Origin of the sequence: Streptomyces calvus, from assembly GCF_006782915.1 — a bacterium.
Classification (GTDB): Bacteria; Actinomycetota; Actinomycetes; order Streptomycetales; family Streptomycetaceae; genus Streptomyces; species Streptomyces calvus.
This window is the reverse complement of the sequence record NZ_VCNP01000055.1, coordinates 109,043-133,211: the sequence shown is the minus strand read 5'-3', so window position 1 is coordinate 133,211 and position 24,169 is coordinate 109,043. Positions and strand designations below refer to the sequence as shown.

Here is a 24,169-nt window from a genome sequence, read left to right as displayed (position 1 = left end):
CGGGACCTGTCGTTCGGATCAGCCCGGCTGTGAGGTGCGGTGTCCTTCGACCGGCCCGAGCGGACTCCGCGACCCCGGGACGATCCGAACGACGGGCCCTACGCGAGGCCGGCGCGTTCCAGGGCCTCGGTGCCGGCGCGGAGCGAGGCGAGGCGCTCGTCGAGCGTGAAGCCGGCCGGGGCGAGGGTCAGGGTGGTGACGCCGGCGGCCGCGTACGCCTTCATCCGGTCGGCGATGCGGTCGACCGAGCCGAGGAGCGTGGTGCTGTCGATCAGGTCGTGCGGGACGGCGGCGGCCGCGCCCTGCTTGTCGCCGGACAGGTACTTGTCCTGGATCTCGGCGGCCTCCTGCTCGTAGCCCATGCGCTGCGCGAGCTGGTTGTAGAAGTTCTGCTTGCGGCTGCCCATGCCGCCGACGTACAGCGCGGTGTAGGGGCGGAAGGTGTCGGCGAGCGCGGTGACGTCCTTGTCGTCGCCGACGGCGAGGGGGACGGTGGGGCAGATGTCGAAGCCGTCGAGGGTCTTGCCGGCCTTCTCGCGTCCGGCCCGCAGGTGCCTGACGGCGGTGTCCTCGAGGTGCTCGGCGGCGGGGAAGATCAGCAGCGCGCCGTCGGCGATCTCACCGGTCTGTTCCAGGTTCTTCGGGCCGATGGCGGCGATGTAGAGCGGGATGTGCTCGCGCTGGGGGTGCACGGTGAGCTTGATCGGCTTGCCGGGGCCGCCGGGCAGCGGGAGGGTCCAGTGCTCGCCGTCGTAGGAGAGGCGTTCCCGGGTCATGGCCCGGCGGATGATCTCGACGTACTCGCGGGTGCGGGCCAGGGGCTTGTCGAACTTGACGCCGTACCAGCCCTCGGAGACCTGCGGGCCGGAGACGCCGAGGCCGAGGCGGAAGCGGCCGCCGGACAGGGAGTCCAGGGTGGCGGCGGTCATCGCGGTCATCGCGGGCTGGCGGGCCGGGATCTGGAAGATGGCGGAGCCGACGTCGATGCGTTCCGTCCGGGCGGCGACCCAGGCGAGGACGGTGGCGGCGTCGGAGCCGTAGGCCTCGGCGGCCCAGCAGACGGCGTAGCCGAGACGGTCGGCCTCCTGAGCCACGGCGAGGTTGTCGGCGTCCATCCCGGCGCCCCAGTAGCCGAGGTTGATCCCTAGCTGCATGACCCGCTCCCCTTACCGCTGAGTAACGTCGTTTGCGGGAGACCTTATACCTCCGGCGGCCGGTGGCGTCCCCTGCCGGACGGCGGGGCGGACGGTGGGCGGTCGTGTGCCGCCGCGGGCCCGGACGGTGGTGTCGGCGGGGCGGACGGCATCGCCCCGCCCGCCTGCCGGAACCGTCGGAAATCCGTTGTCCACAGGCCCCCACACCGCAGGCTCCGGCCAGTAATGTCGGCGTTCATGGAGCAGAGGCATCTCGGCCGTACCGGCCTGCGTGTGTCCCGGATCGGACTCGGGACTCTGACCTGGGGTCGGGACACCGACGAGCACGACGCCGCGGACCTCTTGAAGACGTTCTGGGAGGCGGGCGGGACGCTCGTCGACACCGCCGACGTGTACGGCGACGGCGAGGCCGAGTACCTGCTCGGCAGGCTGCTGGACGGGCTGGTGCCGCGCCGGGACCTGGTGATCTCCACGAAGGCCGGGAGCGTCCCGGACCCGGACCGCAGGTTCGACGGCTCGCGCGGACATCTGCTCGCCGCGCTCGACGCCTCGCTCGCGCGCCTGGGCACCGACTACGTCGACCTGTGGCACGTCCACGCCTACGACCCCGCCACCCCGCTGGAGGAGACGCTCCAGGCGCTGGACATCGCCGTCGGCAGCGGGCGGGTGCGCTACGCCGGCGTCTCCAACTTCTGCGGCTGGCAGCTGGCCAAGGCCGCGACCTGGCAGCTGGCGGCGCCGGGCACGCGGACCCGGCTGGCGAGCACGCAGATGGAGTACTCGCTGCTCCAGCGGGGCGTGGAGCGTGAGGTGCTGCCCGCGGCCGTCGACCTGGGGATCGGGCTGCTGCCGTCGTCGCCGCTCGGGCGGGGCGTGCTCACCGGCAAGTACCGGGGCGACGCCACTCCGCCGGACTCCCGCGGGGCCTCGGAGCACCTGGCGCCGTTCGTGGCGCCGTACCTGGACGACACCGCGAGCCGGATCGTGGACGCCGTGACGACCGCGGCGGACGGGCTCGCCGTGACCGCGCTGCAGGTGGCCCTCGCCTGGGTGCGGGACCGGCCCGGCGTGGCCGCGCCCATCATCGGGCCGCGCACCGCGCAGCAGCTCACGGCGGCATTGTCGGTGGAGGCCCTTAGTCTTCCTGACGAGATCTGCCGGGCGCTCGACGATGTGTCGGCGCCCGTGCACCGCTATCCCGATCACGACTGGAGCACGCTGTGAGCACCGAGCCGCCCGAGACCACGGAGGACGCCGAGCCGGAGGGCGCGCCCGCCGAGGGCGCGCAGGATTCCCGGGCCGCGCAGGACTCCGAGGCGGCGGCCGCGCAGGTCTCCGAGGCCGAGGCCGAGCTGGCCGCGCAGCGCCTGGAGCGGGAGCGGATCGAGCAGCGGAAGGCGCAGCGGCAGGCTCCGATCGAGGCCGGCGCCAAGCTGAGCGGCAGGGCCGCCGATCTGCTCGCCGCCGTGCGGGCCGTGGAGAGCGGTGAGAAACCGGCCGCCACGGTGTTCGAGGAGGCGCGGCCCGCGCCGCGCCGGCCCGCTCCCGAGCCGGTGCGGCGGCAGCCGGTGGCGGTGCCGGCCGAGGCCGCTGCGCCCGCTGCCGATGCCGTGGAGGCGGTGCGGGGCGTGCTGGCGCAGGGCGGCGCGCCGCAGGGGCTCGCCGCGCAGGCCGCCGCCGTGCTGGGCGAGGACGGGGCCGAGGTGCTGCGCGCCGACCCCTGGCAGCTGCTGCGGGTCGCCGGGGTGCGGCCGGAGCAGGCCGACGGGTTCGCCAGGGCGCTGCTGGGCGCCGGGGCCGGGCCGGACGACGAGCGGCGCGGGCGTGCGGTCACCGTGTGGCTGCTGGAGCAGGCGGCGCTGGCCGGACACACCGCCCTGGACCTGCCCGCGCTGGCGGCCGCGCTGGGCCGGCAGGGAGTGCCGGATGCCGAGGACGCCGTGCAGAACGCCATCTCCGAGGGCGACGTGCTGGTCTTCCAGGACGCGATCGGGGAGGCCGGCGATGCGCAGGAGGACGAGGAGCGGCCGGTCAGGGTGCTGGTGGGTCTTGAGCGGTACGCGCTGGCGGAGGAGAGCCTCGCCGACGGCCTGGCCCGGCTCGTCAACTCCGTGCCCGAGCGGGGCGACGCGGGTGAGGAGTGGGAGCGCGCGGCCGCCTCGGCTGCGGGCTCCGCGGCCGAGCTGATCCGCGCGGTCGCCGGGCACGGGCTGGTGCTGCACACCGGCGGGGAGGCCTCGCTGGCCGAGCCGGCGGCGCTGCTGGACGCCGCGCACGGCCTGGGCCTGCGCGCCTGGGCCGCCACCCACGGCCCCGTGGGCCGAGCGCGGTTCGCGGCGGCGAAGGGATCGGGGGTGGCAACGGTCGCCGGGCTGCTGTCGGGCGCCGAGGGGCCCGGGCGGGACGCCGACGGGGCGCTGGACCTGGACCTGCTGGTGGTGCTCGACGCTCCGCAGCTGGACGTCGAGACCGCGGCGCTGGTGACGGAATCGCTGCCGGACGGGGCGCGGCTGGTGCTGGCCGGTGATCCGAATGTGCTCTGGTCGGTGGGTCCCGGGCGGGTGTTCGCGGACCTGCTGGCGGCGCGGGTGTGCCCGCAGATCGCCTCCCGTCGGCCTGATCCGGGGCCGCTGGGCGAGCTGGTCTCCGGGATCGGCGTGGGCGAGCTGTACCAGGTGGAGGCCCCCGGCAAGGAGGTCGTGATCGTGCCGGTGCGGGACGCCGGGGAGGCCGTGCACCGGACCGTGCAGCTCGTGGCCGACTCGGTGCCGCGTGCCATCGGCGTGCCGGCCGAAGAGACGCAGGTGATCACCCCGGGGCACGGAGGCGCGGTGGGGACGCGGGCGCTGAACGCGGCACTGAAGGAGCGGCTGAATCCCGGCCCGGGGCGCTTCGGCGGCTTCGACCCCGGTGACCGCATCGCCTACTCCCCCGCTCCGGGCCGTACCCTGCCGGGCCGGGTGGTGACGGCCGACGGCGAGGGGCTGCACCTGGCGTGCGGGGGCGAGGAGATCGTCGTACCGAGGGAGCGGGTGGAGCAGTCCGTGCGGCACGGGTGGGCGCTGACCGCGCACCAGGCCGTGGGCTGCCGGTGGCCGGCGGTGGTCGTGGTGCTGCCCGGTGACGCCACGCAGGCGCTGAGCCGGCCCTGGGTGTACACGGCGTTCAGCAGGGCCGACCGGCATCTGTCCGTGGTGCACGGGGTGGAGCAGGCGCTGCCGCGGGCGGTGGCCGAGGTGGCGGCGAAGCCGCGCACGACCCGGCTGCCGGTGCTGCTCGCGCCGCAGGTCCCGGCCCTGGACGGCTGAGCACGGCACGGCGGCGGCACCCACCGGGATGCCGCCGCCGCGGGGACGGGGGTCAGCGGTCCGCGTCGAGGGGTTCCAGGTCGTCGTCCTCGTCCAGCACCGGATCGAGTGCGTCGTCGTCCTCGTCCCCGTCTTCGTCGTCCTCGTCGTCGTCGAGGTCGTCGTCGAAGACGGCGCTGACGTCGAAGCGGCACACCACCTGTTGCGGGTCCACCTGCTCGAACGGCGCCTCCAGCCACTCGCCGGGTTCCGCGGGTTCGTCCGATGCCGTCACCCAGAGCGTGGAGTCGCCCTCCTCCAGGCCGAACTCCTTGTGCCGGGAGGCGATCTCGTCCGGTTCGAACTCGCCGAACAGCAGGCCGAGCGCGCCGTGGACGGTGCCGGAGGCTTCCGAGCCGTCGTCCTCCGCCGCCTCGATCCGCTGCGCGTGGGCGAGCAGCCGCTGCGGTTCGGCGACGGCGTAGTCGCGGCGGATCAGCACGCTGAGCGCGTTCGGTTCCTCGGGGCCGGCGTACGGCGGCAGCGCGTCCTCCGCGCTGGGGATCTCGAAGGGGGTGACCTCGTCGTAGCGGTCGTAGAGCAGTTCGTCGTACGCCTCCGCGGCCGCGGCCAGCTCGTTGAACGCCTCGTAGACGGCCGGGTCGTCCTCCCCCGACCGGCGTTCGACCGCGGCCAGGTGGCGGTCGAGCGCGGTCTTGACCGCCTCGGCGGCGGCGCGTACCTCGGCAGCGGTGGACTGCGCAGCATCAGACATAGTGCAGACGCTATCCGTACCGGGGCCCGGACCGCACAATAGATGCGATGCCGGAATACGAATTTGTCGACGTGTACGTGCCGCGCGGGGTGTCCCGCAGGGAGACGGCACGTCTGCTCACGGACCATGCCGAGTACGGTCACTGGGAGTTGTACCGCCTGACGCTGATGCGTGACGGCAGTCGCAGGGTGCGGCTGCGGCGGCGGATCATTCGCCAGGTGCGCGCCACCTGGTGAGTCCGGGTGGCCCGAGGAGAATCAGAGATCGGAGCGGACCCCGCGGTCGCGGGGTCCGCTCCGTGTGCCCGCGGTCACGCAGCGGCCCGTGCCTTGCGGTAGAGGACCGCGCCGGCGAGCAGCGCGCCCGCGCCGGCCGGCAGGACGAGGCCCATCGGCAGCTCGCTGCCGGTCCGGGCGAGCTGTGCCTCGGGACGGGGCTGTGCGATGTGCTGGGCGCCCGGCTCGTTGTCGTGCGTCGAACCGCCCGGGGTGGTGGGGGTGCTCGGCTCGTCGCCGGGCTGTTCGGGGGTGACCGGGTCGCCGGGGTCCCCGGGCTCGCCGGGCTGTCCCGGGGTCTGGTGGCCGGAGCCGCCGTTGCCGCAGTCGTTGCCCTCGGTGGCGTTGCCGGCGCCGAGGACGTTGACGCTGTTGCCGCAGACGTTCACCGGGACGTGGATCGGCGCCTGGATCTGGTTGCCGGAGCCCACACCGGGCGAGTCGCTCGTGTGACCGTCGGCGTGCGAGCCGCCGTGGCCGCCGGAGCCCTCGTGGCCGTCCGTGGCGGAGCCGCCCTGGTTGGCGCACGAGTTGCCCACGGCCGGGTTGAGGACACCGACGACGTTGACGGTGTTGCCGCAGACGTTGACCGGCACGTGCACCGGGGCCTGCACCGTGTTGCCGGAGAGCACTCCGGGCGAGCCGGCGGCGACGCCCGCAGCGCCGGAGTCGGCGTGGGCGGCACCGCCCGCGGCGGCGAGCACACCGGTGGCGGCCGCCATGGTCATCAGACCCTTGCGGGTGACCTGTCGCATTACTGAAATCCCTGCCTTCGACCTGGTCCCGGGAATTGGGTTCCGCCGGATTCCCGGTGTTCCGACGTATTCACAGACCCGTCGGCCCCGGAGCGCGTGGCGCGCGCTCCGGGGCCGACGGGCTCAGACCCTCAGAGGGCTTGCCCTAAGGGGCGGGGCACAACGTCACTTGTTGATGCAGGTGTTGCCGAAGGCGGGGTTCAGCAGCCCGATCACGGAGACCGTGTTGCCGCAGACGTTCACCGGGATGTGCACCGGGACCTGAACGACGTTGCCGGAAACGACACCCGGGGAGTGCACGGCGGCACCCTGGGCACCCGAGTGGGCGGAAGCCATACCCGCGCCCGCGAGGACCAGCCCACCGGTGGCAGCCGCGACAGCGACGACCTTCTTGATCATTATTCCTCCTTGTTGGCAAAGCGATCCAAAGTCGCGGATCACATCACGGGTAACGAGGAGGGAGCATTGAGGCTACGAGCTTATCGTCGGATTCACTCTTCCCGGTCAACTCCGCACGCCTGACCGATTGTTGGGTTATCGGGTGGCCGTCTCAGGACGCGTCGAGGAACCGGTCGAGCACCCGCACGCCGAACTTCAGACCGTCCACCGGCACCCGCTCGTCGACGCCGTGGAACATGCCGGCGAAGTCCAGCTCCGGCGGCAGCTTCAGCGGCGCGAAGCCGAAGCAGCGGATGCCGAGGTCGTCGAAGGACTTGGCGTCGGTGCCGCCGGAGAGCATGTACGGCACGGCGCGCGCGATCGGGTCCTCGGCGCGCAGCGCGCTCTGCATGGCGTCCACGAGCCGGCCGTCGAAGTCGGTCTCCAGGGCCTTGTCCGCGTGCACGTCCTCCCGCTTCACCCGGGGGCCGAGGATCCGGTCGAGGTCGGCCAGGAACTCCTCCTCGTAGCCGGGCAGGAAGCGGCCGTCGACGTGCGCGGTGGCCTGGCCCGGGATGACGTTGACCTTGTAGCCGGCGCCGAGCATGGTGGGCGCGGCCGAGTTGCGCAGCGTGGTGCCGATCATGCGGGCGATCCCGCCGAGCTTGGCGAGCGTCTCGTCCATGTTCTCCGGGTCGAGCTCGGTGCCGAGCGCGTCGGAGAGCTCGTCCAGGAAGGCCCGTACGGTCTTGGTGACGCGGACCGGCCACGTGTGCCGGCCGAGCCGGGCGACCGCCTCGCACAGCTCGGTGATCGCGTTGTCGTCGTTGGTCATGGAGCCGTGCCCGGCCGTGCCGTCGACGGTGAGCCGCATCCAGTGCATGCCCTTCTCGGCGGTCTCGACGAGGTAGAGCCGCAGCTTCTCGTTGACGGTGAAGGAGAAGCCGCCGACCTCGCCGATCGCCTCGGTGACGCCCTCGAACAGCTCCGGGTGCTTGTGCACCAGGTGCTTGGCGCCGTACGTGCCGCCGGCCTCCTCGTCCGCGAGGAAGGCCAGGACGATGTCGCGCGGGGGCTTGCGCCCGCTGCGCAGCCGGTCACGGACGACCGCGAGGGTCATCGCGTCCATGTCCTTCATGTCGACGGCGCCGCGTCCCCAGACGCATCCGTCGGCGATCTCGCCGGAGAAGGGGTGGTGGGTCCAGTCGTCCGCGTTGGCCGGAACGACGTCGGTGTGGCCGTGGATCAGCAGCGCGGGCCGCGAGGGGTCCTCGCCCTCGATCCGGGCCACCGTGGAGGCGCGTCCCGGGTGCGACTCGAAGATCTGCGGTTCCAGGCCCACCTCGGCGAGCTTCTCGGCGACGTACTCGGCGGCCTTGCGCTCGCCGGGCCCCGAGTGGTCGCCGTAGTTGCTGGTGTCGATCCGGATCAGCTCGCGGCAGAGGTCCACGACCTCGTCCTCACCGGTGACGCTCCTGGCCGTGTCCGTATCGCTCACGTGCTTCCTCCCGCTGTCCCTGCTGGTGTCCCCGGTGGTGGGGTCTGCTCATCCTCCCTCTCCGCGGCGCGTGCCCCAAGACCCGGCCCGGCCGGTCACACGCCGTTCACGCGACGGCGCTGCGGGCCGGGGGTGATCGGCCACCCCGGAACACCTGGTAATGTTTACGTCGTCGCCGCGGGGGGAAACCCGCGCGACAGACACCTTGTCCGGGTGGCGGAATGGCAGACGCGCTAGCTTGAGGTGCTAGTGCCCTTTATCGGGCGTGGGGGTTCAAGTCCCCCCTCGGACACATGAAGCGTGAGGGCCGCGACCGCGAGGTCGCGGCCCTCACGGCGTTGTCGCGGAGGATGACCATGAGCGCTCGTTCCTGCCCCTGCGGGCTGCCCGAGGCGTACGACGACTGCTGCGGCCGGTTCCACTCCGGGGCCGCCGCCGCTCCGACGACCGAGCGGCTGATGCGGTCGCGGTACTGCGCCTTCGTGCGACAGGACGCCGGTCACCTGCTGCGGACCTGGCACCCCCGGACCCGTCCGGAACGCATCGACTTCGACCCGCGGCTGCGGTGGACCGGGCTGGAGATCCTGGCCACCACCGACGGGTCCGCCTTCCACTCCACCGGCACGGTGACCTTCCGGGCCTCCTACCGGGGCGGCTCGCTGCACGAGCGCAGCCGCTTCGAGCGGGTCGGCGGGGCGTGGGTGTACGTCGACGGGGAGTTCCTGGAGTAGCCCGACTAGGGCGCCAGGACGTCCAGTTCCTGGAGGGCGCCCTCGGTGATCTGGCGGGTGAGTTCCTCCGCGCGGGCGGCGTCGCGCTCGCGGACCGCCTCCGCGACCTGCACGTGCAGGGTGACGGCGGCGGGGTCGGGGTCCTCGAACATCACGTCGTGGTGGGTTCGGCCGGCCAGGACCTCGGCGACGACGTCGCCGAGGCGGGCGAACATCTCGTTGCCGGAGGCGGTCAGGATCACGCGGTGGAAGGCCACGTCGTGGACGAGGTACTCCTCCAGCTGGTGACCGCGTGAGTGGGCGACCATGCCGAGGGCGCACTCGGTGAGTTCGGCGCACTGCCGCGCGGTGGCGTGGCGCGCGGCCAGGCCGGCCGCGGCGGGTTCGATCGCCGAGCGGAGCACGGTGAGGGAGCGCAGTTGCCGGGGACGGTCCGCACCGGCCAGGCGCCAGCGGATGACCTGCGGGTCGTAGACGTTCCACTCGCAGGCCGGCAGGACCGTCACGCCGACGCGGCGCCGGGACTCGACCAGGCGCATGGACTCCAGCACGCGGACCACTTCGCGCATCACGGAGCGCGACACGTCGAACCGCTGCGCGAGCTCGTCGGTCCGCAGCACGCTGCCGGGAGGGTACTCGCCCGCGGTGATCTCGGGGCCGAGGATGTCCAGTACGCGACCGTGCAGCCCCCGGCCCGTTGTGCTCATGCACTCAGCGTACGGGGTGGATCACACGAACAAAAAGTCAGACTTATAAGTCACACGGTCTTGAAAACGTCGTACTAATGGGCTTCAGTTGCGTGGACATCACGTGTCAACGAAGACAGCAGACAGTGAGGCAGCGATGAACACCCCCCATGTCGTCGTGGTCATGGGCGTCGCGGGCACCGGCAAGACCACCATCGGTCCCCTGCTCGCGGCCCGGTTCGGCGTCCCCTACGCGGAGGCCGACGACTTCCACCCGCAGGCCAACATCGCCAAGATGTCGGCCGGTGTCCCGCTCACCGACGAGGACCGGCTGCCGTGGCTGGACGCGATCGGTGACTGGGCGCGCGGGCGGGCCGGTCTCGGCGGCGTGGTCAGCTGCTCGGCGCTGAAGCGGTCGTACCGCGACCGGCTGCGGGCCGCCGCGCCCGACGTGGTCTTCGTGCACCTCACGGGTGACCGCGCGCTCATCGAGGACCGGATGTCGCACCGGCAGGGGCACTTCATGCCCACGGCCCTGCTCGACTCCCAGTTCGCCACGCTCCAGCCGCTGGAGCCGGACGAGACCGGAGTCGCCGTGGACGTGTCGGGCAGCCCGGAGGAGATCACCGGGCGGGCGGTCACCGCCCTCGCGGCCCTCCCCGAGCCGACCGCCTAGCCCCCGCCCACGCCCACGCCCACGCCCACGCCCACGCCCACGCCCACGCCGGAGGGTTACCTCCCGGAACCGGCACCTGAACGGGCGCCCCCACCGCCCCGCTTTCCCCCGTCCCCGTACCACCCCGAACCACAAGGGATCCACCGTGACCAGACTCAGCGTCGAGATGCTGGCAGCGGACGTACCCGAGCCGATCACTTCGGCCGGCCACGCTCAGCTGGGCATCGCCGTCCTGGCGGGCATCGCCGTCATCGTCCTGCTCATCACCAAGTTCAAGCTGCACGCCTTCCTGGCGCTGACCATCGGGTCGCTGGCGCTCGGTGCGTTCGCGGGCGCACCGCTGGACAAGGTCATCACCAGCTTCAGCACCGGACTCGGCTCCACCGTCGCCGGTGTCGGCGTGCTCATCGCCCTCGGGGCGATCCTCGGCAAGATGCTGGCCGACTCGGGCGGCGCCGACCAGATCGTCGACACCATCCTCGCCCGGGCGAGCGGCCGCGCGATGCCGTGGGCGATGGTGCTGATCGCCTCGGTGATCGGTCTGCCCCTGTTCTTCGAGGTCGGCGTCGTCCTGCTGATCCCGGTCGTGCTGATGGTCGCCAAGCGCGGCAACTACTCCCTGATGCGCATCGGCATCCCGGCGCTCGCCGGTCTGTCCGTGATGCACGGCCTGGTGCCCCCGCACCCCGGCCCGCTGGTCGCGATCGACGCGCTCGGGGCCAACCTCGGCGTGACGCTCGCGCTGGGTGTGCTCGTCGCCATTCCGACGGTGGTCGTCTCCGGTCCGCTCTTCTCCCGTTACGCCGCCCGCTGGGTGGACGTCCCGGCCCCCGACCGGATGATCCCGCAGCGCGCCTCCGACGACCTCGACAAGCGCCCCGGGTTCGGCCCGACGCTGGCGACGATCCTGCTGCCGGTCGTGCTGATGCTGGCCAAGGCGCTGGTCGACATCGTCGTGGACGATCCCGAGAACACCGTGCAGCGCGTCTTCGACGTCATCGGCTCCCCGATGATCGCCCTGCTCGCCTCGGTGCTCGTCGGCATCTTCACGCTGGGCCTGCCGGCCGGGTTCAGCAAGGAGCGGGTCTCGCAGCTGGTCGAGAAGGGTCTCGCGCCGATCGCGGGCATCCTGCTGATCGTCGGCGCGGGCGGCGGCTTCAAGCAGACGCTGATCGACTCCGGTGTCGGCCAGATGATCCTGGACATCTCCGAGGACTGGTCCGTCCCGGCGATCCTGCTGGGCTGGCTGATCGCGGTGGCGATCCGGCTGGCGACCGGTTCGGCGACCGTGGCGACCATCTCGGCGGCCGGCCTGGTCGCGCCGCTCGCGGCCGACATGTCGACCACGCACGCCGCCCTGCTGGTCCTCGCCATCGGTGCCGGCTCGGTCTTCTTCAGCCATGTCAACGACGCCGGTTTCTGGCTGGTGAAGGAGTACTTCGGGCTGAGCGTCGGCCAGAACATCAAGACGTGGTCGGTCATGGAGACGATCATCTCGGTGGTCGCCGGCGGCCTGGTCCTGCTCCTCTCGCTGATCCTCTAGGGGCGCGGAGATGACTGCTCATCCTCTCTTCGACATCAGCGGCCGTACGGCCCTGGTGACCGGCTCCAGCCGGGGAATCGGACTCGCCCTCGCCCGCGGCCTCCTCGAGGCCGGGTGCCGGGTGGTCCTCAACGGACGCGACGGCGAACGCCTCGCCAAGGCCGCGGCGGAGCTGCCGGGCGACGTCCACACGGCCGTGTTCGACGTGACCGACGGTGCCTCGGTGGCCGCCGGCATCGCGGATGTCGAGGAGCGGGTGGGCCCGCTCGACATCCTCGTCAACAACGCGGGCATGCAACTGCGGGCCCCGCTGCTGGAGTTCACCGACTCCGACTGGCACCGCATCCTCGACACCAACCTCACCAGCGCGTTCCTCGTCGGCCGGGAGGCCGCCCGGGGGATGACGGAACGCGGGCGCGGGAAGATCATCAACATCTGCTCGCTGCAGAGCGAGGTGGTCCGCCCCGGCATCGCGCCCTACGCGGCCACCAAGGGCGCGCTGAAGATGCTCACCAAGGGCATGTGCGCGGACTGGGGTCCGCACGGAGTGCAGGTCAACGGGCTCGGCCCCGGCTACATCGAGACCGAGCTGACCGAACCGCTGGTGAAGGACGCGGAGTTCAGCGCCTGGGTGCGCGGGCGTACGCCCGCCGGGCGCTGGGGCCGCACCGAGGACCTGGTGGGCGGGGTGCTGTTCCTGGCCTCCCCCGCGGCCGACTTCGTCGGCGGGCAGGTGCTGTACGTCGACGGCGGCATGACGAGCGTGCTGTGAAAGGAGCGGCGGGCGTGCTGGGTTGTGTGATCCACGGCCGGGAGGACCTGCGGGTCGAGGAACTGGCGGCGCCGGTTCCCGGGCCCGGGCAGGCGCTGGTGGCCGTGCGGTACGGCGGCGTGTGCGGGTCCGACCTGCACTACTGGCGGCACGGTGGCGTGGGCGACTTCCGGCTGCGCGAGCCGATGCTGCTCGGGCACGAGGTCGTCGGCACGGTCGTCTCGTACGGTGACGGGGCCTCGGGTCCGGCCGCCGGCACGGCGGTCGCCGTGCACCCGGCGACGCCGTGCGGGGTGTGCCCGGAGTGCGCGGACGGGCGGCGCAACGTGTGCCGGGACACGCGGTACCTGGGCAGTGCGGCGCGCTTCCCCCATGTGCAGGGCGGTTTCGCGGCCCGGATCGTCGTGCCGGCCGAGCAGGTGCGGCCGCTTCCCGCCGGGCTGGAACCGCGCCGGGCGGCGCTCGCCGAGCCGCTGTCCGTCGCACTGCACGCGGTGCGGCGGGCCGGGGAGGTGGCCGGCCGGCATGTGCTGGTCACCGGGGCCGGCCCCATCGGCTGCCTGGTCGTGGCGGCGGCGAAGGCGGCGGGAGCGGCGCGGGTGACCGTGACGGACCTGCTGCCGGAGGCGCTGGAGTACGCGCGCGTCGCGGGCGCGGACACGCTCGTGCGCGCCGACGACCCGCAGGACGCGGGGTGGCCGGCCGAGGTGGACGTGGCGGTCGAGGCGTCGGGCGTGGCCGCCGGGCTGGACGCGTGTCTGCGGCGCGTGCGGCGGGGCGGGGTCGTCGTGCAGCTGGGGATGCTGCCGCCGGGGCAGAGCCCGTTCGCGGGCAACCTCGTGGTGAGCCGGGAGATCGAGCTGCGCGGGGCGTTCCGCTTCGACGGCGAGTTCGACGCGGCGCTCGAACTGCTCGCGTCCGAGCCCGCCTTCGACGGGCTGGTCAGTGCGGTCGTCCCGGTGCGGGACGCGGAGTCGGCGTTCACGCTCGCCGCGGACCGGAGCCGGTCCTGCAAGGTCCTGCTGGACTTCGGTCCCTGAGCCGTTCGGTCCTTTCCACGGCCCCGGCGGGTCCACCGACCCGCCGGGGCCGACACGTTCTCCGGGGCCGGAGCGCTCTCCGGGGCCGGCGCGTTCGTCCGGTTCCGGCGGGGTTCCCGGCCCGGCGCGTTCGCCCGGCTCCGGCGCGGTTCCCAGGCCCGGCGCAGTTCCTCGGTCCGGCGCGTTCGCCCGGCTCCGGCGCGGTCCTCGGTCCGGCGCGTTCGTCCGGTTCCGGCGCGGTTCCCCGGCCCGGCGCAGTCCCTCGGCCCGGTGCAGTTCCTAGGTCCGGCGCGTTCGCCCTGTCCCGGCGCAGTCCCTCGGCCCGGCGCGGCTCCCCGGCCCGGCCCGTTCGCCCGGCCCCGGCGCAGACCCTCGGCCCGGCTCGGCTCCCCGGCCCAGCCCGTCCGCCCGGCTCCGGCGCGGTTCCTCGGCCCGGCGCAGACCCTCGGCCCGGCTCGGCTCCCCGACCCGACCCGTCCGCCCGGCCCCAGTGCAGTTCCCCGGCCCGGCGCGGCTCCCCGACCCGGCCCGTCCGCCCGGCCCCGGCGCAGACCCTCGGCCCGGCCCCGGCGCAGACCCTCGGCCCGGCACGTTCCCCGGTCCCGACGCGGGGGCGCCGACGGGTGCTGTCGGCGCCGCGGCCCGGCCGCCCCCGTGCGGCGAGCCACGCCGGTGCTCCAGTGAGGGCCGTGCCGGAAGGCCGAGGCCGCTCATAGGCAGCCGCGCCCCGGTCGGCCGGGGGCGCGGCTGCCTACGGGGTCGGTGCGGGCGCGTCTCCCGCGAGCTGCGCCGGCTCCCGCGAGGTGCCCGCCCGTTCCTACGGCGTGCGCTCGGCTTCCTTCTCCAGCTGGAACGCCTCGTTGCCGAGCCCGATGCGGGCGTGTGCCTCGGGGTTGCGGGCGCGCAGCACCGCGCCCTGCACCAGGCCGACGACGAGAGCGAGGCCGACGACGCCGGGCAGGATCCAGCTCAGCGAGGAGCCGGGGCCCGCGCCGACCAGCACGTCGAAGTCCTTGACCGTGTAGCCGGCGATCACCACCAGGGCGATGCCCGCCAGTGCGGAGGTGACCAGTCGCCAGGCCTGCGCTCCCGCGGCGCCGCGCCGGACGAAGAAGACGACGACGGACAGGGAGGCGATGGCCATCAGCACGATGACGCCGAGGGCGCCGATGTTGCCGCCCCAGGTGAACAGGTGCAGCACGGGCGCGGTCGGGTCGCCGGTCGGCTTGTCGTCGGTGAGCGCGAAGACGATGACCAGGACGGCGGCGATGACGGTCTGGAGCAGCGAGCCGGTGCCGGGGGCTCCGCTGCTTCCGGTGGTGCGGCCGAAGGCGGCGGGCAGCAGGCCCTCGCGGCCCATGGCGAAGGCGTACCGGGCGACGACGTTGTGGAAGCTGAGCATCGCGGCGAACATGCCGGTCACGAAGAGGATATGCAGGATGTCGGTGAAGGTGCCGCCAAGCCGGTCCTCGGTGAGGAAGAACAGCAGGCCGGCGCTCTGCTCCTGGGAGGTGCCGACGATCGCGGAGGGGCCGGTGGCCACGGTGAGGGCCCAGCTGCTGACGGCGAAGAAGACGGCGACGCCGCTGACCGCGAGGAACATCACGCGCGGTACCAGGACGTGCGGCCTGCTGGTCTCCTCGGCGTACACGGGGGCCTGCTCGAAGCCGAGGAAGGCGGCGATGCAGAAGCACAGGGCGGTGCCGACGCCGGCGCCGGAGAGCGTGTCCGGGTTGAAGGCGTGCAGCGACAGGCCCTCCTTGCCGGGGTCGGCGACGGCGGCGATGTCGAAGACGACGACCAGCAGCACCTCGATGACCAGCAGGACACCGAGCACGCGCGCGTTGACGTCGATCTTGAGCCAGCCCAGCGAGCCGACGGCGAGGACGGCCGCGAGCGCCGGGATCCACCAGGCGATCTCGATGTCCGCGTAGGTGGCGAACAGGCCGGAGACCTCGAAGCCGAAGATGCCGTAGATGCCGATCTGCAGGGCGTTGTAGGCGACGAGCGCGACCAGGGCGGCGCCCGCGCCGGCGGTGCCGCCGAGGCCGCGGGAGATGTAGGCGTAGAAGGCACCGGCGTTGTGGACGTGCCGGCTCATCTCGGCGTAGCCGAGGCTGAACAGCACCAGCACGATGCCGAGGACGACGAAGAGCAGCGGCTGGCCGACGATGCCCATCACCGCGAATGTGGTGGGCATGACACCCGCGACGACCATGAGGGGCGCGGTCGCGGCGAGGACGGACAGCAGCAGGCCCCCCGTGCCGAGGCGGTCGGCGCGCAGGGCGCGCTCCTGGCCCTTGAAGGTGCTGATGCCGCCGGCTGTGGCTCTGCTGGTGCTCGAACTGTCCGTCGTCATCTCGAGAATCCTTGGGTCGGTTGCGTGGATGCGGGGGGGTGGGGGCTGGGGTCAGGCCGTGCCCAGGGCGGCGGCTCGGGCGGTGCGGAAGGCGGTGCGGGCGTCACGGTCGGGGTAGGACCAGGGCGCCGCGGTGGCGTGCTCGCCGATCCGGTGGAACAGGGCGGCGGCCTCGGCGCCCCGCCCCTCGCAGACCTTGGCGTGGGCGAGGAAGTTCAGGTCGACCAGGCGGCGCGGATGGCCCTCGTGCTCCCACTCCAGCCACCAGTCGAAGGCCGCCTTCATCACCTGCCGGGCGCGGCGGCCGACCCAGTGGCCCGAGGCGACCGGGTCGGCGGGCTCGTGCCCGGCGGCGGCCAGGGTGCGGAAGCGCTCGGCGTGCGCGATGACCGGCAGGACCGCCAGCGGCGAGTCGGCGGGCGCCTGTTCGGCGGCCCAGTTGGCGAAGTCGTACACCTCGTGCAGCGGGTCGGGGCCCGCCTCGACGCGGCGCTCCGCGAGCCAGGCGACCACCAGGTGGTGGGCGTGGTGGTGGTCCGCGTACCGGCTGCGCACCTGCTCGAAGAGGCGGACCACGTCCCCGTCGGTCCCCTGCGCGCACTCCAGCAGGAGCAGCCCGAGCCAGGGGGTCGGGTCGGTGGGCACGCGTTCGGCCGCGGTGTGGCAGGCCTCGCGGGCGCGGGCGGTCTTCTCCTTGCCGCGCAGCGCGCGCCGCACCTGGGCGAGGGCGAGCAGCACGGAGGCGTCGGAGGAGTCGGGTTCGGCGAGCAGCCACTCCCGGGCCCAGGCGGCGCAGTACGACTCCCGGGCGAGCACGGTGATCCGGTGGCCCCGGCGGTCCCAGTCGTCTCCCGTCTGGACCAGCAGGGAACGGGCGTTCTGCCAGCGGCCCTGGGCCAGCGCGCTCCGTGCGGCGACGAGTTCGGCGTCGTCGAGAGCCTCGTCGAAGGCCTGTGCCGCGCGTTTGCGGCCACGGCCGAGGGGAGGCGGGGGTGGGGACACCGCGGGAACTTCCTCACGCGCTCTTCTTTGTGGTTCCGCTCATGACGTGATCGGTACGCAGTGGTCGACTGCCGATTTGGCATGAGCTGGTCACTCACAGCAAACCGTCAGCCAACGGATCACGTCAAGGGCATACGGTGCGTTACTCGCGTCAACCGGATTGACAAACGGGCGACTTGTGACGCCGGGGCCGAAACGTCCGTCCGATGACGCGCCGAAGCCGCCGCCCTTCCCGGTCGGCAGGCGGACGCGCGGCACACACCGCGAGGAGCCGCGGCGCACCGGAAGAAGCAGCGGCGGTCGTCGCCCGCGGGGCCGTCGCCCTCAGCGGGCGGGGCGCGCTCCCCTGCTTGGATGGCCGTATGAGTGCTGACGAGATCATCGACATCGTCGACGAGAACGACCGGGTGGTCGGGCAGTCCCCGCGCGGCGAGGCCTACGCACGCCGGCTGCGCCACCGCTGCGCGTTCATCCTCGTCCGGGACGGCGAGGGCCGGATCTTCGTCCACCGGCGCACGCCGACCAAACTGGTCTTCCCGTCCCGCTACGACATGTTCGTCGGCGGAGTCGTCGGCGCGGGCGAGAGCTACGACGAGGCGGCCCTGCGGGAGGCCGAGGAGGAACTGGGCGTGACCGGGCTGCCCCACCCGGAGCACCTCTTCACGTTCTGCTACGACGACGGCTCCGGCCTCAGCTGGTGGTCGGCGGTGTACGAGGTCCGCTGGGAACGGCCGGTACGGCCGCAGGCCGAGGAGGTCGCCTGGTACGACTTCCTGCCGGAGGCCGAGCTGGAGCGGCGCCTGGGCGAGTGGGACTGGACCCCGGACGGGCTGGCGGCGTACGAGCGGCTCAGGGCGCACCGGGCCGGCACGGCGGGGCCGTCCGGGGACTCGGGAGACGGCGGGGTCACAGGGGACGGCGGGACCGGCGGGACCGGCGGGACCGGCGGGACCGGCGGGACCGGAGCGGGCTCGGGGAGCGCGGGGTGAGCGGCTTCGTGCGCACGCTCCGGCTGTGGTTCGCGCCGGAGGAGGTACGGCGGGAGGGCGCGACGCCCGACTACCGGTTCTCGCTGGCGAACGAGCGGACGTTCCTCGCCTGGCTGCGCACCGCGCTCGCACTGATCGGCGGCGGCTTCGCCGTCGACCAGTTCCTGCCGGACCTGCGCTGGGGCTGGCGGGTGGGACTGGCGCTGGCGCTGCTCGCCGCCGGCGCCCTGTGCGCCCTGCGCGCGGTCAATCACTGGGTGCGCTGCGAGCGGGCCATGCGGCGCGGCGAGGACCTGCCGGAGTCGCGGTTCCCTGCGCTGCTGAGCGTCGTCGTCGCGGTGGTGGCGCTGGTGATGGTCGTCGTGGTGCTCGTCGGGTGGGAGGGGTGAGCGGGCCGGCGGCCGGGGCACCGGCACGGGATCCCGGGCTCCAGCCGGAGCGGACCCGGCTCGCGTGGCGGCGTACGACGCTGTCGACGACGGTGGTGGCCGTGCTCGCCGCGAAGGCGGCGCTGGCGGGCGGGGGGACGGTGGCCGGGGTGGTGGCGTGCGCGGTGTGCTGCGCCTGCTGGCTGGTGTTCCTGCGGATCGCGCACCGGCGGATCCGGGACCTGGCGGCGGCGGTGGCGCCGGGTGCCCCGGTTCCGGGGTACGCGGGTGGAGCGGTGCTGTGCACGGTGGTGATGGCGGTGTGCGGGGCGGCGCTGGTGTGGCAGGGGTGAGGATGCGACGGACGGGGTCGGCCAGGAGGGCACGGGCCCACTTCGCGCCGCACGCACCCGGCTCCCGACGTACGCACCCAACACCCGCCGCACGCAACCCGGTTCCCGGCGCGCGCAACCCGACTTCGGCCGTACGGACGCGGCGCAGCTCCCGCCGCACGCACCCCGGCTCCCGGCGCGTGGACCGCAAACTCCCGCCGTACGAGGCTCAGTTCCCGTCGGACCGGCCCGGACGGTCCACCGTGACCACGATCTTGCCCCGGGTCCGGCCCTGCTCGCTCAGGCGGTGGGCCTCCGCCGCCCGGGACAGCGGGAAGGTCTCCGCGACGTGCACGCTCACCGTGCCCGCTTCCGCGAGTTCCGACAGGCGCCGCAGGTCCTGCGGGTCCGGGCGGACGAACCAGTACCGTCCGCCGTAGTCCACCACCGCCGGGTCCACGATCGACGCCAGGCGGCCGTCGGGGGCGAGGAGGTTCGCGGACGCCTTCAGCGCGTCGCCGCCGACGACGTCGAAGACCGCGTCCACACCCTCGGGCGCCAGCCCCCGTACCCGCTCGGCCAGGCCCTCGCCGTAACCGACCGGCTCCCCGCCCAGCCCGCGCACGAAGTCGTGGTTGCGGGCGCTCGCCGTGCCGATGACCCGGGCGCCGAGGTGGGCGGCGAGCTGGACGGCGACGGAGCCGACGCCGCCGGCCGCGGCGTGCACCAGGACCGTCTCGCCCCGCTTGACCTCCAGGATCCGGTGCAGCACCTGGAAGGCGGTGAGCCCCACCAACGGCAGTCCGGCCGCCTCCTCGAAGGACAGGTTGCGCGGCTTGGGCGCCAGCGTCCGCACCGGGGCGGCCACGTACTCGGCGAAGGTGCCGCCGGACAGCACGTCCGTACGCACATAGCCCATGACCTCGTCACCGGCGGCGAACTCCGGGACGGCGGGCCCGGTGCGCACGACGACGCCGGAGACGTCCCAGCCGGGAACGACCGGGAAGACGGAGCGCAGCGCCTGGTCCAGATGGCCCTCGCGGCACTTCCAGTCCACCGGGTTGACGGCCGCCGCCCGCACCTCCACCAGGACCGAGTCCGGGCCCACCCGGGGATCTGCGACCTCCCCGAACTCCAGCACCTCGGGACCGCCGTACCGTGAGTAGCTGATCGCCTTCATGGGTCCGACCCTCCGGGGTCGGCCCGGACCGCGCAACCCGAATGGGCGGATGTACGCCGTTCGCGTGGCGGCCGGACGCCGGGTGACAGGCGGCGAACGCCTATCGTGGCCCCGGTCACGTTTCGTCCCCACCCTGGACGGCATACCGACCGGTCGGCATCATGAGCGGGTACTGTTCACCTGCCCGTAGGAGCGACGATGAGCCCCGACCACCCGCCCGGACTCGATCTCGACCGGCTGCTCGGCCTGCTCGAACGGGAGCGGCCCGGCCTGGTGAACGGCCCGCTCTCCGGCCGGCTGATCGAGGGCGGCAGGTCGAACCTCACGTACGCGGTCTCCGACGGCACCTCCCGCTGGGTCGTACGGCGGCCACCGCTCGGCCACGTCCTCGCCACCGCGCACGACATGAAGCGGGAGCACCGGGTGATCAGCGCCCTGCACCCCACCGCCGTACCGGTGCCGCGCACCCTGCTGCTGTGCGAGGACGAGGACGTGCTCGGGGCGCCCTTCTACGTCATGGAGTTCGTCGACGGCACCCCGTACCGCACCGCCGACCAGCTCCTCCCGCTCGGGCCGGACCGCACCCGGGACGTGGTGCTGAACCTGGTGGACGCACTGGTCGAACTGCACGCCGTGGATCCCGGCGAGGCGGGCCTGGCGGACTTCGGCCGCCCCGAGGGCTTCCTGGACCGGCAGTTGCGGCGCTGGGGCAAGCAGCTCGACGCCTCCCGCAACCGGGACCTGCCCGGCATCGACGAGCTGCACGCCACGCTCGGCCGCGAACTGCCCCGCTCCCCCGCGCCGACGGTGGTGCACGGCGACTACCGTCTCGACAACGTCCTGATCGGTACGGACGACCGGATCAGGGCGATCCTCGACTGGGAGATGTCCACCCTCGGCGATCCGCTGACCGACCTCGGTCTGCTGGTGATGTACAGCATGCCGCTGGGCGCGCCGGACTCCCCCGTCTCCACCACCGCCGAGGCCCCGGGACACCCCTCGCCGGCCGAACTGGTCGAGCGGTACGCCGCACGCTCGGGCCGCGACGTGACCGGGGTGTCGTGGTACACGGCGTTCGCCTGGTTCAAGCTCGCCGTGATCCTCGAGGGCATCCACTACCGCTACACCCTGGGCCGGACCGTCGGACGCGGCTTCGACCGCATCGGCGACCTGGTGCCCGTCTTCATCGAGCACGGTCTGACCACTCTTCAGGAAGGCTGACAGGACATGGACTTCGCGTTCGACGCGCGCACCGAGGAGCTGCGCGCCAAACTCCTCGCCTTCATGGACGAGCACGTCCTGCCCGCCGAGCCGGTGGTGCACGAGCAGCGCGCGGCACTGGACTCGCCGTGGGCGACCCCGCCCGTGGTGGAGGAGCTGAAGGCCGAGGCCCGCAGGCAGGGGCTGTGGAACCTGTTCCTGCCCGACTCCGAGTACGGTGCCGGACTGACCAACCTCCAGTACGCCCCGCTCGCCGAGATCCTCGGCCGCTCCCCGCAGCTGGCGCCGACCGTCACCAACTGCGCCGCACCGGACACCGGGAACATGGAGGTGCTGGCGCAGTTCGGCGACGAGGCGCAGAAGAAGCAGTGGCTGGAGCCGCTGCTGGCCGGGGAGATCCGCTCGGCGTTCGCGATGACCGAGCCGGACGTCGCCTCCTCGGACGCCACCAACATCACCACGCACATCCGGCGGGACGGCGACGAGTACGTCGTCACGGGCCGCAAGTGGTACATCTCCGGGGCCATGCACCCGGACTGCCGGATCTTCATCGTGATGGGCAAGACCGACCCGGACGGTGCGGACATCCGCCGCCAGCAGTCCATGGTCCTCGTCCCGCGCGACACGCCCGGCGTCACCATCAGGCGCGCCATGCAGGTGTTCGGCTACGAGGACCACTACCACGGCGGCCACGCCGAGGTGGTCTTCGACGAAGCGCGGGTGCCGGTGTCGAACCTGATCGGCGAGGAGGGCGGCGGTTTCGCCATCGCCCAGGCCCGGCTCGGTCCCGGCCGGATCCACCACTGCATGCGGCTGATCGGCATGGCCGAGCGGGCCATCGAGCTGATGTGCCGGCGGGCGGTGGCCCGGGACGCGTTCGGCAAGGCGCTGGCGCAGCAGGGCGTGGTGCAGAACTGGATCGCCGATGCGCGCGTGGCGGTCGAGCAGCTGCGGCTGCTGGTGCTGAAGACGGCCTGGATGATGGACACCGTCGGCAACCGGGGCGCCCACACCGAGATCCAGGCCATCAAGATCGCCACGCCGCGCACGGTCGTCGGCATCCTCGACCGGGCGATCCAGCTGTACGGCGCGGGCGGCGTCAGCCAGGACTTCCCGCTGGCCGAGCTGTACGCCGGCGCCCGCACGCTGATGATCGCCGACGGCCCGGACGAGGTGCACCAGCGGTCGCTGGCGCGGCGCGAGCTGAAGAAGTACCGGTAGAACCCCGCTAGGGTCTGTCGTTTTGGATCAGGTCGGCTGGGAGACGCAGCGCTTCTAAGCCCACCCGAGCGGGGCGTGGTGCGTGCAGCTGCAAGGCGGAGGAGGGCGGCGACGCGGAGCGTCGACAACCGACGACAACGCTGCAGATGTGCGTGCCACGCCCCGCGAAACCGACATGATCCAAACGACAGGCCCTAGTAGCCGCCGGACGGCGTGTGGTCCGTCAGCGCCAGGGTGCGCAGGAAGTCGCGCAGGCGCAGCAGCGTGCGGGCCACGAGGCGGCGCGCGGCGGGGGCGTCGGGAGCGTGGGCGCTGGTCCACAGGGCCGGTACGAGATCCATGCGCTCAGCATCGGTTCGTGCCGGCCCAGCGGTCCAACAGATGGTTTCGCTGGGCTCGATCTCTAGAATCGATGGATGGAGATCCGTCAGCTCCGCCACTTCATGGCGGTCGTCACCGAGGGAAGCTTCACCGCCGCCGCCCGCGCCGAGCTGATCGTGCAGTCGGCGCTCAGCACCTCGATCCGCGATCTGGAACGGGAGCTGGGCGCCGATCTGTTCGACCGCACCGGCCGGAAGGTCGTGCTCACCGAGGCCGGGCGCGCACTGCTGCCGCAGGCGCGGGCGCTGCTGGCCGGGGCGCGGTCCGCGCGGGAGGCGGTGGCGGCGGTGGCCGGGCTGCACACCGGCCGGGTGGCCATCGGCACCATCCAGACGCTGACCTGCGTCGATCTGCCCGGCGAACTGGCCGCCTTCCACCAGGAGTTCCCCGGGATCCAGGTCTCCGTCCGGGACGCCACGGTGGACGAACTGACCGAGGCGCTGCGGGCGGGCGAGCTGGACCTGGCGTATCTCGCGCCGGACGCGCGGGAGTTGCCGGAGGGGCTGGCGGTGCACGCGACCTGGCACGAGGAGCTGGTGCTGATCACGGCGCCGGGGCATCCGCTGGCGGCGGCCGGGCGGACCCTGGTCAGGGATCTCGCCGAGGAGCCGTTCGTGGACTTCCGCGCGGGGACCGGGCTGGAGACGGCGGTGCGGCGGCTGGCCGCGCACTGCGGGCTCCGGCGGCGGATCACCTGCGACGTGACGCAGGCCGGACTGCTGGTGGAGCTGGTGCGGGCCGGGATCGGGGTGGCGTTCGTGCCGCGGCCGATCGGTGAGCGGGCGGGACTGCCGTGCGTGGCGGTGCGGCAGCCGGATCCGGGGCGCACGGTGGTGCTGGCCGGGCGCGGGCCGCGGCCACGCAACCCCGCGGCGGCGGCCCTGCTCGATCACCTGACGCGCGGCGGGGACGTCCCTAGGGGCGCAGCGCCCGCAGCAGCAGGTCGGCCAGGTGGTCGGCGACCTCCTGGGGGCTGAGCGGGCCGTCGGGGCGGTACCAGGTCGACAGGTGGTGCACGGAGCCGAAGTGGTAGTCGACCACGAGGTCGGCCGGGGTCGCCGTGGAGAAGACGCCCGCCCGCTGGCCCTCCTCGATCAGCGCGCGGAAGCGTTCGTGGTAGCGGCGGCGCTCGGCGCGCACCTGCTTGTTCTTCTCCGGGCTCAGGTGGTGCATGGAGCGGAAGAAGATCGACGCGTCGTCGAGGTTCTCGATCGTGGTGACGACGACGTCGGCCGCCGCGCCGCGCAGCCGCTTCTCGATCGGTTCGTCGGCGTCCGCGAAGTGGTCCAGGCGTTCCTGCTGGAGGCGCAGCACGCGCGCGTACACCTCGTGCAGCAGGTCGTCCTTGGAGCCGAAGTAGTGGTAGAGCGCTCCCTTGGTGACGCCGGCCGCCTCGACGATCTCCTGCACGGAGGTGCGGTCGTAGCCCTGCTCGGCGAAGAGCCGGGTGGCGGCGGCCAGGAGCCGCTGCGGCACCGGCGTACCGTCCCCGTCCGTGGTCCTGGGCACTGCCGCCACCCGCCTTTCCGTGTCGCTCGTCGTTGTC

General features: G+C 73.2%; 25 protein-coding genes and 1 tRNA gene. 15 read left to right on the top strand and 11 right to left on the bottom strand.

Annotated features, from left to right (window positions below; all coding sequences use genetic code 11):
• Nucleotides 1–98: 98 nt before the first annotated feature.
• The gene (locus FGW31_RS28075; RefSeq protein ID WP_142196346.1) at nt 99–1,154 is read right to left on the bottom strand and encodes an LLM class F420-dependent oxidoreductase; all 1,056 of its coding nucleotides are present in this window, start codon (nt 1,152–1,154) and stop codon (nt 99–101) included.
• 237 nt (nt 1,155–1,391) lie between these two features.
• On the opposite strand from FGW31_RS28075, the gene FGW31_RS28070 reads away from it, so the two are divergent.
• Both FGW31_RS28070 and FGW31_RS28065 read left to right on the top strand, forming a co-directional pair.
• Nucleotides 1,392–2,378 (top strand): aldo/keto reductase, encoded by a 987-nt coding sequence (locus FGW31_RS28070; protein WP_142196345.1) that lies wholly within the window; start codon nt 1,392–1,394, stop codon nt 2,376–2,378.
• On the top strand, nt 2,375–4,462 hold the full coding sequence (locus tag FGW31_RS28065; protein WP_182675187.1) for an ATP-dependent DNA helicase: 2,088 nt from the start codon (nt 2,375–2,377) through the stop codon (nt 4,460–4,462). The genes FGW31_RS28070 and FGW31_RS28065 overlap by 4 nt, the downstream gene beginning before the upstream one ends.
• Nucleotides 4,463–4,514: 52 nt before the next feature.
• Here FGW31_RS28065 and FGW31_RS28060 read toward each other — a convergent pair whose 3' ends face one another.
• Nucleotides 4,515–5,216: a hypothetical protein gene (locus tag FGW31_RS28060; protein ID WP_142196343.1), complete on the bottom strand. Its 702-nt coding sequence runs from the start codon at nt 5,214–5,216 to the stop codon at nt 4,515–4,517.
• A 47-nt stretch (nt 5,217–5,263) separates the two neighbouring features.
• Between FGW31_RS28060 and FGW31_RS28055 the strand changes: the two genes are divergently transcribed.
• Nucleotides 5,264–5,452 (top strand): DUF5703 family protein, encoded by a 189-nt coding sequence (locus tag FGW31_RS28055; protein WP_142196342.1) that lies wholly within the window; start codon nt 5,264–5,266, stop codon nt 5,450–5,452.
• Nucleotides 5,453–5,526: 74 nt separating this feature from the next.
• On the opposite strand, the gene FGW31_RS36130 is transcribed toward FGW31_RS28055, so the two are convergent.
• From FGW31_RS36130 to FGW31_RS28040, 3 genes are all read right to left on the bottom strand, one after another.
• Nucleotides 5,527–6,246, bottom strand: a complete 720-nt coding sequence (locus tag FGW31_RS36130) for a chaplin (RefSeq protein ID WP_142196341.1) — start codon at nt 6,244–6,246, stop codon at nt 5,527–5,529.
• Between the two features lie 165 nt (nt 6,247–6,411).
• Nucleotides 6,412–6,645 carry a chaplin ChpH gene (chpH, locus tag FGW31_RS28045; protein WP_142196340.1) on the bottom strand — a complete coding sequence of 78 codons (234 nt, stop codon included), beginning with the start codon at nt 6,643–6,645 and terminating at the stop codon, nt 6,412–6,414.
• Between the two features lie 151 nt (nt 6,646–6,796).
• Nucleotides 6,797–8,122: a M20/M25/M40 family metallo-hydrolase gene (locus FGW31_RS28040; RefSeq protein WP_142196339.1), complete on the bottom strand. Its 1,326-nt coding sequence runs from the start codon at nt 8,120–8,122 to the stop codon at nt 6,797–6,799.
• 207 nt (nt 8,123–8,329) lie between these two features.
• Here FGW31_RS28040 and FGW31_RS28035 point away from each other — a divergent pair.
• Together FGW31_RS28035 and FGW31_RS28030 are read left to right on the top strand one after the other, a co-directional pair.
• Nucleotides 8,330–8,414: transfer RNA gene (locus FGW31_RS28035), tRNA-Leu, on the top strand.
• 64 nt (nt 8,415–8,478) lie between these two features.
• Nucleotides 8,479–8,853 (top strand): YchJ family protein, encoded by a 375-nt coding sequence (locus FGW31_RS28030; protein WP_142196338.1) that lies wholly within the window; start codon nt 8,479–8,481, stop codon nt 8,851–8,853.
• Between the two features lie 5 nt (nt 8,854–8,858).
• Here the strand turns inward: FGW31_RS28030 and FGW31_RS28025 are convergent, their stop codons facing one another.
• Nucleotides 8,859–9,560 carry a FadR/GntR family transcriptional regulator gene (locus FGW31_RS28025; RefSeq protein WP_142196337.1) on the bottom strand — a complete coding sequence of 234 codons (702 nt, stop codon included), beginning with the start codon at nt 9,558–9,560 and terminating at the stop codon, nt 8,859–8,861.
• A 136-nt stretch (nt 9,561–9,696) separates the two neighbouring features.
• On the opposite strand from FGW31_RS28025, the gene FGW31_RS28020 reads away from it, so the two are divergent.
• The 4 genes from FGW31_RS28020 to FGW31_RS28005 all read left to right on the top strand — a co-directional run bounded on the left by FGW31_RS28020 (nt 9,697) and on the right by FGW31_RS28005 (nt 13,570).
• Nucleotides 9,697–10,215: a gluconokinase gene (locus FGW31_RS28020; protein ID WP_142196336.1), complete on the top strand. Its 519-nt coding sequence runs from the start codon at nt 9,697–9,699 to the stop codon at nt 10,213–10,215.
• 145 nt (nt 10,216–10,360) lie between these two features.
• A complete protein-coding gene (locus FGW31_RS28015; RefSeq protein WP_142196335.1) occupies nt 10,361–11,758 on the top strand; it encodes a GntP family permease in 1,398 nt (465 codons plus the stop codon).
• A gap of 10 nt (nt 11,759–11,768) precedes the next feature.
• Nucleotides 11,769–12,530 carry an SDR family oxidoreductase gene (locus tag FGW31_RS28010; RefSeq protein WP_142196334.1) on the top strand — a complete coding sequence of 254 codons (762 nt, stop codon included), beginning with the start codon at nt 11,769–11,771 and terminating at the stop codon, nt 12,528–12,530.
• Nucleotides 12,531–12,544: 14 nt separating this feature from the next.
• On the top strand, nt 12,545–13,570 hold the full coding sequence (locus FGW31_RS28005; protein ID WP_161174345.1) for an L-idonate 5-dehydrogenase: 1,026 nt from the start codon (nt 12,545–12,547) through the stop codon (nt 13,568–13,570).
• An 817-nt stretch (nt 13,571–14,387) separates the two neighbouring features.
• Here the strand turns inward: FGW31_RS28005 and FGW31_RS28000 are convergent.
• Both FGW31_RS28000 and FGW31_RS27995 read right to left on the bottom strand, forming a co-directional pair.
• The gene (locus FGW31_RS28000) at nt 14,388–15,929 is read right to left on the bottom strand and encodes an APC family permease (RefSeq protein ID WP_142196332.1); all 1,542 of its coding nucleotides are present in this window, start codon (nt 15,927–15,929) and stop codon (nt 14,388–14,390) included.
• 51 nt (nt 15,930–15,980) lie between these two features.
• Nucleotides 15,981–16,931 carry a hypothetical protein gene (locus tag FGW31_RS27995; RefSeq protein ID WP_142196331.1) on the bottom strand — a complete coding sequence of 317 codons (951 nt, stop codon included), beginning with the start codon at nt 16,929–16,931 and terminating at the stop codon, nt 15,981–15,983.
• Nucleotides 16,932–17,293: 362 nt separating this feature from the next.
• Here FGW31_RS27995 and FGW31_RS27990 point away from each other — a divergent pair, with 362 nt between their 5' ends.
• The 3 genes from FGW31_RS27990 to FGW31_RS27980 are packed head-to-tail and all read left to right on the top strand — an operon-like array spanning nt 17,294 to nt 18,641.
• Nucleotides 17,294–17,920, top strand: coding sequence for an NUDIX hydrolase (locus FGW31_RS27990; RefSeq protein ID WP_142196330.1), 627 nt, complete (start codon nt 17,294–17,296; stop codon nt 17,918–17,920).
• Nucleotides 17,917–18,309 (top strand): YidH family protein, encoded by a 393-nt coding sequence (locus FGW31_RS27985; protein WP_142196329.1) that lies wholly within the window; start codon nt 17,917–17,919, stop codon nt 18,307–18,309. The genes FGW31_RS27990 and FGW31_RS27985 overlap by 4 nt, the downstream gene beginning before the upstream one ends.
• Nucleotides 18,306–18,641, top strand: coding sequence for a DUF202 domain-containing protein (locus FGW31_RS27980; RefSeq protein WP_142196328.1), 336 nt, complete (start codon nt 18,306–18,308; stop codon nt 18,639–18,641). Before FGW31_RS27985 ends, FGW31_RS27980 begins: the two co-directional genes overlap by 4 nt.
• A 208-nt stretch (nt 18,642–18,849) precedes the next feature.
• On the opposite strand, the gene FGW31_RS27975 is transcribed toward FGW31_RS27980, so the two are convergent.
• A complete protein-coding gene (locus FGW31_RS27975) occupies nt 18,850–19,800 on the bottom strand; it encodes an NADP-dependent oxidoreductase (RefSeq protein ID WP_142196327.1) in 951 nt (316 codons plus the stop codon).
• A gap of 198 nt (nt 19,801–19,998) precedes the next feature.
• Between FGW31_RS27975 and FGW31_RS27970 the strand changes: the two genes are divergently transcribed.
• A complete protein-coding gene (locus tag FGW31_RS27970; RefSeq protein WP_142196326.1) occupies nt 19,999–21,021 on the top strand; it encodes a phosphotransferase family protein in 1,023 nt (340 codons plus the stop codon).
• A 6-nt stretch (nt 21,022–21,027) separates the two neighbouring features.
• On the top strand, nt 21,028–22,242 hold the full coding sequence (locus FGW31_RS27965; RefSeq protein WP_142196325.1) for an acyl-CoA dehydrogenase family protein: 1,215 nt from the start codon (nt 21,028–21,030) through the stop codon (nt 22,240–22,242).
• Between the two features lie 194 nt (nt 22,243–22,436).
• On the opposite strand, the gene FGW31_RS35140 is transcribed toward FGW31_RS27965, so the two are convergent.
• The gene (locus tag FGW31_RS35140) at nt 22,437–22,583 is read right to left on the bottom strand and encodes a hypothetical protein (protein WP_167530132.1); all 147 of its coding nucleotides are present in this window, start codon (nt 22,581–22,583) and stop codon (nt 22,437–22,439) included.
• 75 nt (nt 22,584–22,658) lie between these two features.
• Here FGW31_RS35140 and FGW31_RS27955 point away from each other — a divergent pair, with 75 nt between their 5' ends.
• The gene (locus tag FGW31_RS27955) at nt 22,659–23,600 is read left to right on the top strand and encodes a LysR family transcriptional regulator (RefSeq protein WP_142196324.1); all 942 of its coding nucleotides are present in this window, start codon (nt 22,659–22,661) and stop codon (nt 23,598–23,600) included.
• Here the strand turns inward: FGW31_RS27955 and FGW31_RS27950 are convergent.
• Entirely contained in the window at nt 23,539–24,132 is a 594-nt protein-coding gene (locus FGW31_RS27950; RefSeq protein ID WP_142196323.1) for a TetR/AcrR family transcriptional regulator, read from the bottom strand. The genes FGW31_RS27955 and FGW31_RS27950 overlap by 62 nt on opposite strands.
• Nucleotides 24,133–24,169: the final 37 nt, after the last annotated feature.

What these genes read in the sequence shown, in the direction of transcription:
- FGW31_RS28075 (WP_142196346.1), bottom strand. Translation starts at nt 1,154, where the DNA reads ATGCAGCTAGGGATCAACCTCGGCTACTGGGGCGCCGGGATGGACGCC.
- FGW31_RS28070 (WP_142196345.1), top strand. Translation starts at nt 1,392, where the DNA reads ATGGAGCAGAGGCATCTCGGCCGTACCGGCCTGCGTGTGTCCCGGATC.
- FGW31_RS28060 (WP_142196343.1), bottom strand. Translation starts at nt 5,216, where the DNA reads ATGTCTGATGCTGCGCAGTCCACCGCTGCCGAGGTACGCGCCGCCGCC.
- FGW31_RS28055 (WP_142196342.1), top strand. Translation starts at nt 5,264, where the DNA reads ATGCCGGAATACGAATTTGTCGACGTGTACGTGCCGCGCGGGGTGTCC.
- FGW31_RS36130 (WP_142196341.1), bottom strand. Translation starts at nt 6,246, where the DNA reads ATGCGACAGGTCACCCGCAAGGGTCTGATGACCATGGCGGCCGCCACC.
- chpH (WP_142196340.1), bottom strand. Translation starts at nt 6,645, where the DNA reads ATGATCAAGAAGGTCGTCGCTGTCGCGGCTGCCACCGGTGGGCTGGTC.
- FGW31_RS28030 (WP_142196338.1), top strand. Translation starts at nt 8,479, where the DNA reads ATGAGCGCTCGTTCCTGCCCCTGCGGGCTGCCCGAGGCGTACGACGAC.
- FGW31_RS28025 (WP_142196337.1), bottom strand. Translation starts at nt 9,560, where the DNA reads ATGAGCACAACGGGCCGGGGGCTGCACGGTCGCGTACTGGACATCCTC.
- FGW31_RS28020 (WP_142196336.1), top strand. Translation starts at nt 9,697, where the DNA reads ATGAACACCCCCCATGTCGTCGTGGTCATGGGCGTCGCGGGCACCGGC.
- FGW31_RS28010 (WP_142196334.1), top strand. Translation starts at nt 11,769, where the DNA reads ATGACTGCTCATCCTCTCTTCGACATCAGCGGCCGTACGGCCCTGGTG.
- FGW31_RS28000 (WP_142196332.1), bottom strand. Translation starts at nt 15,929, where the DNA reads ATGACGACGGACAGTTCGAGCACCAGCAGAGCCACAGCCGGCGGCATC.
- FGW31_RS27990 (WP_142196330.1), top strand. Translation starts at nt 17,294, where the DNA reads ATGAGTGCTGACGAGATCATCGACATCGTCGACGAGAACGACCGGGTG.
- FGW31_RS27975 (WP_142196327.1), bottom strand. Translation starts at nt 19,800, where the DNA reads ATGAAGGCGATCAGCTACTCACGGTACGGCGGTCCCGAGGTGCTGGAG.
- FGW31_RS27970 (WP_142196326.1), top strand. Translation starts at nt 19,999, where the DNA reads ATGAGCCCCGACCACCCGCCCGGACTCGATCTCGACCGGCTGCTCGGC.
- FGW31_RS27965 (WP_142196325.1), top strand. Translation starts at nt 21,028, where the DNA reads ATGGACTTCGCGTTCGACGCGCGCACCGAGGAGCTGCGCGCCAAACTC.
- FGW31_RS35140 (WP_167530132.1), bottom strand. Translation starts at nt 22,583, where the DNA reads ATGGATCTCGTACCGGCCCTGTGGACCAGCGCCCACGCTCCCGACGCC.
- FGW31_RS27955 (WP_142196324.1), top strand. Translation starts at nt 22,659, where the DNA reads ATGGAGATCCGTCAGCTCCGCCACTTCATGGCGGTCGTCACCGAGGGA.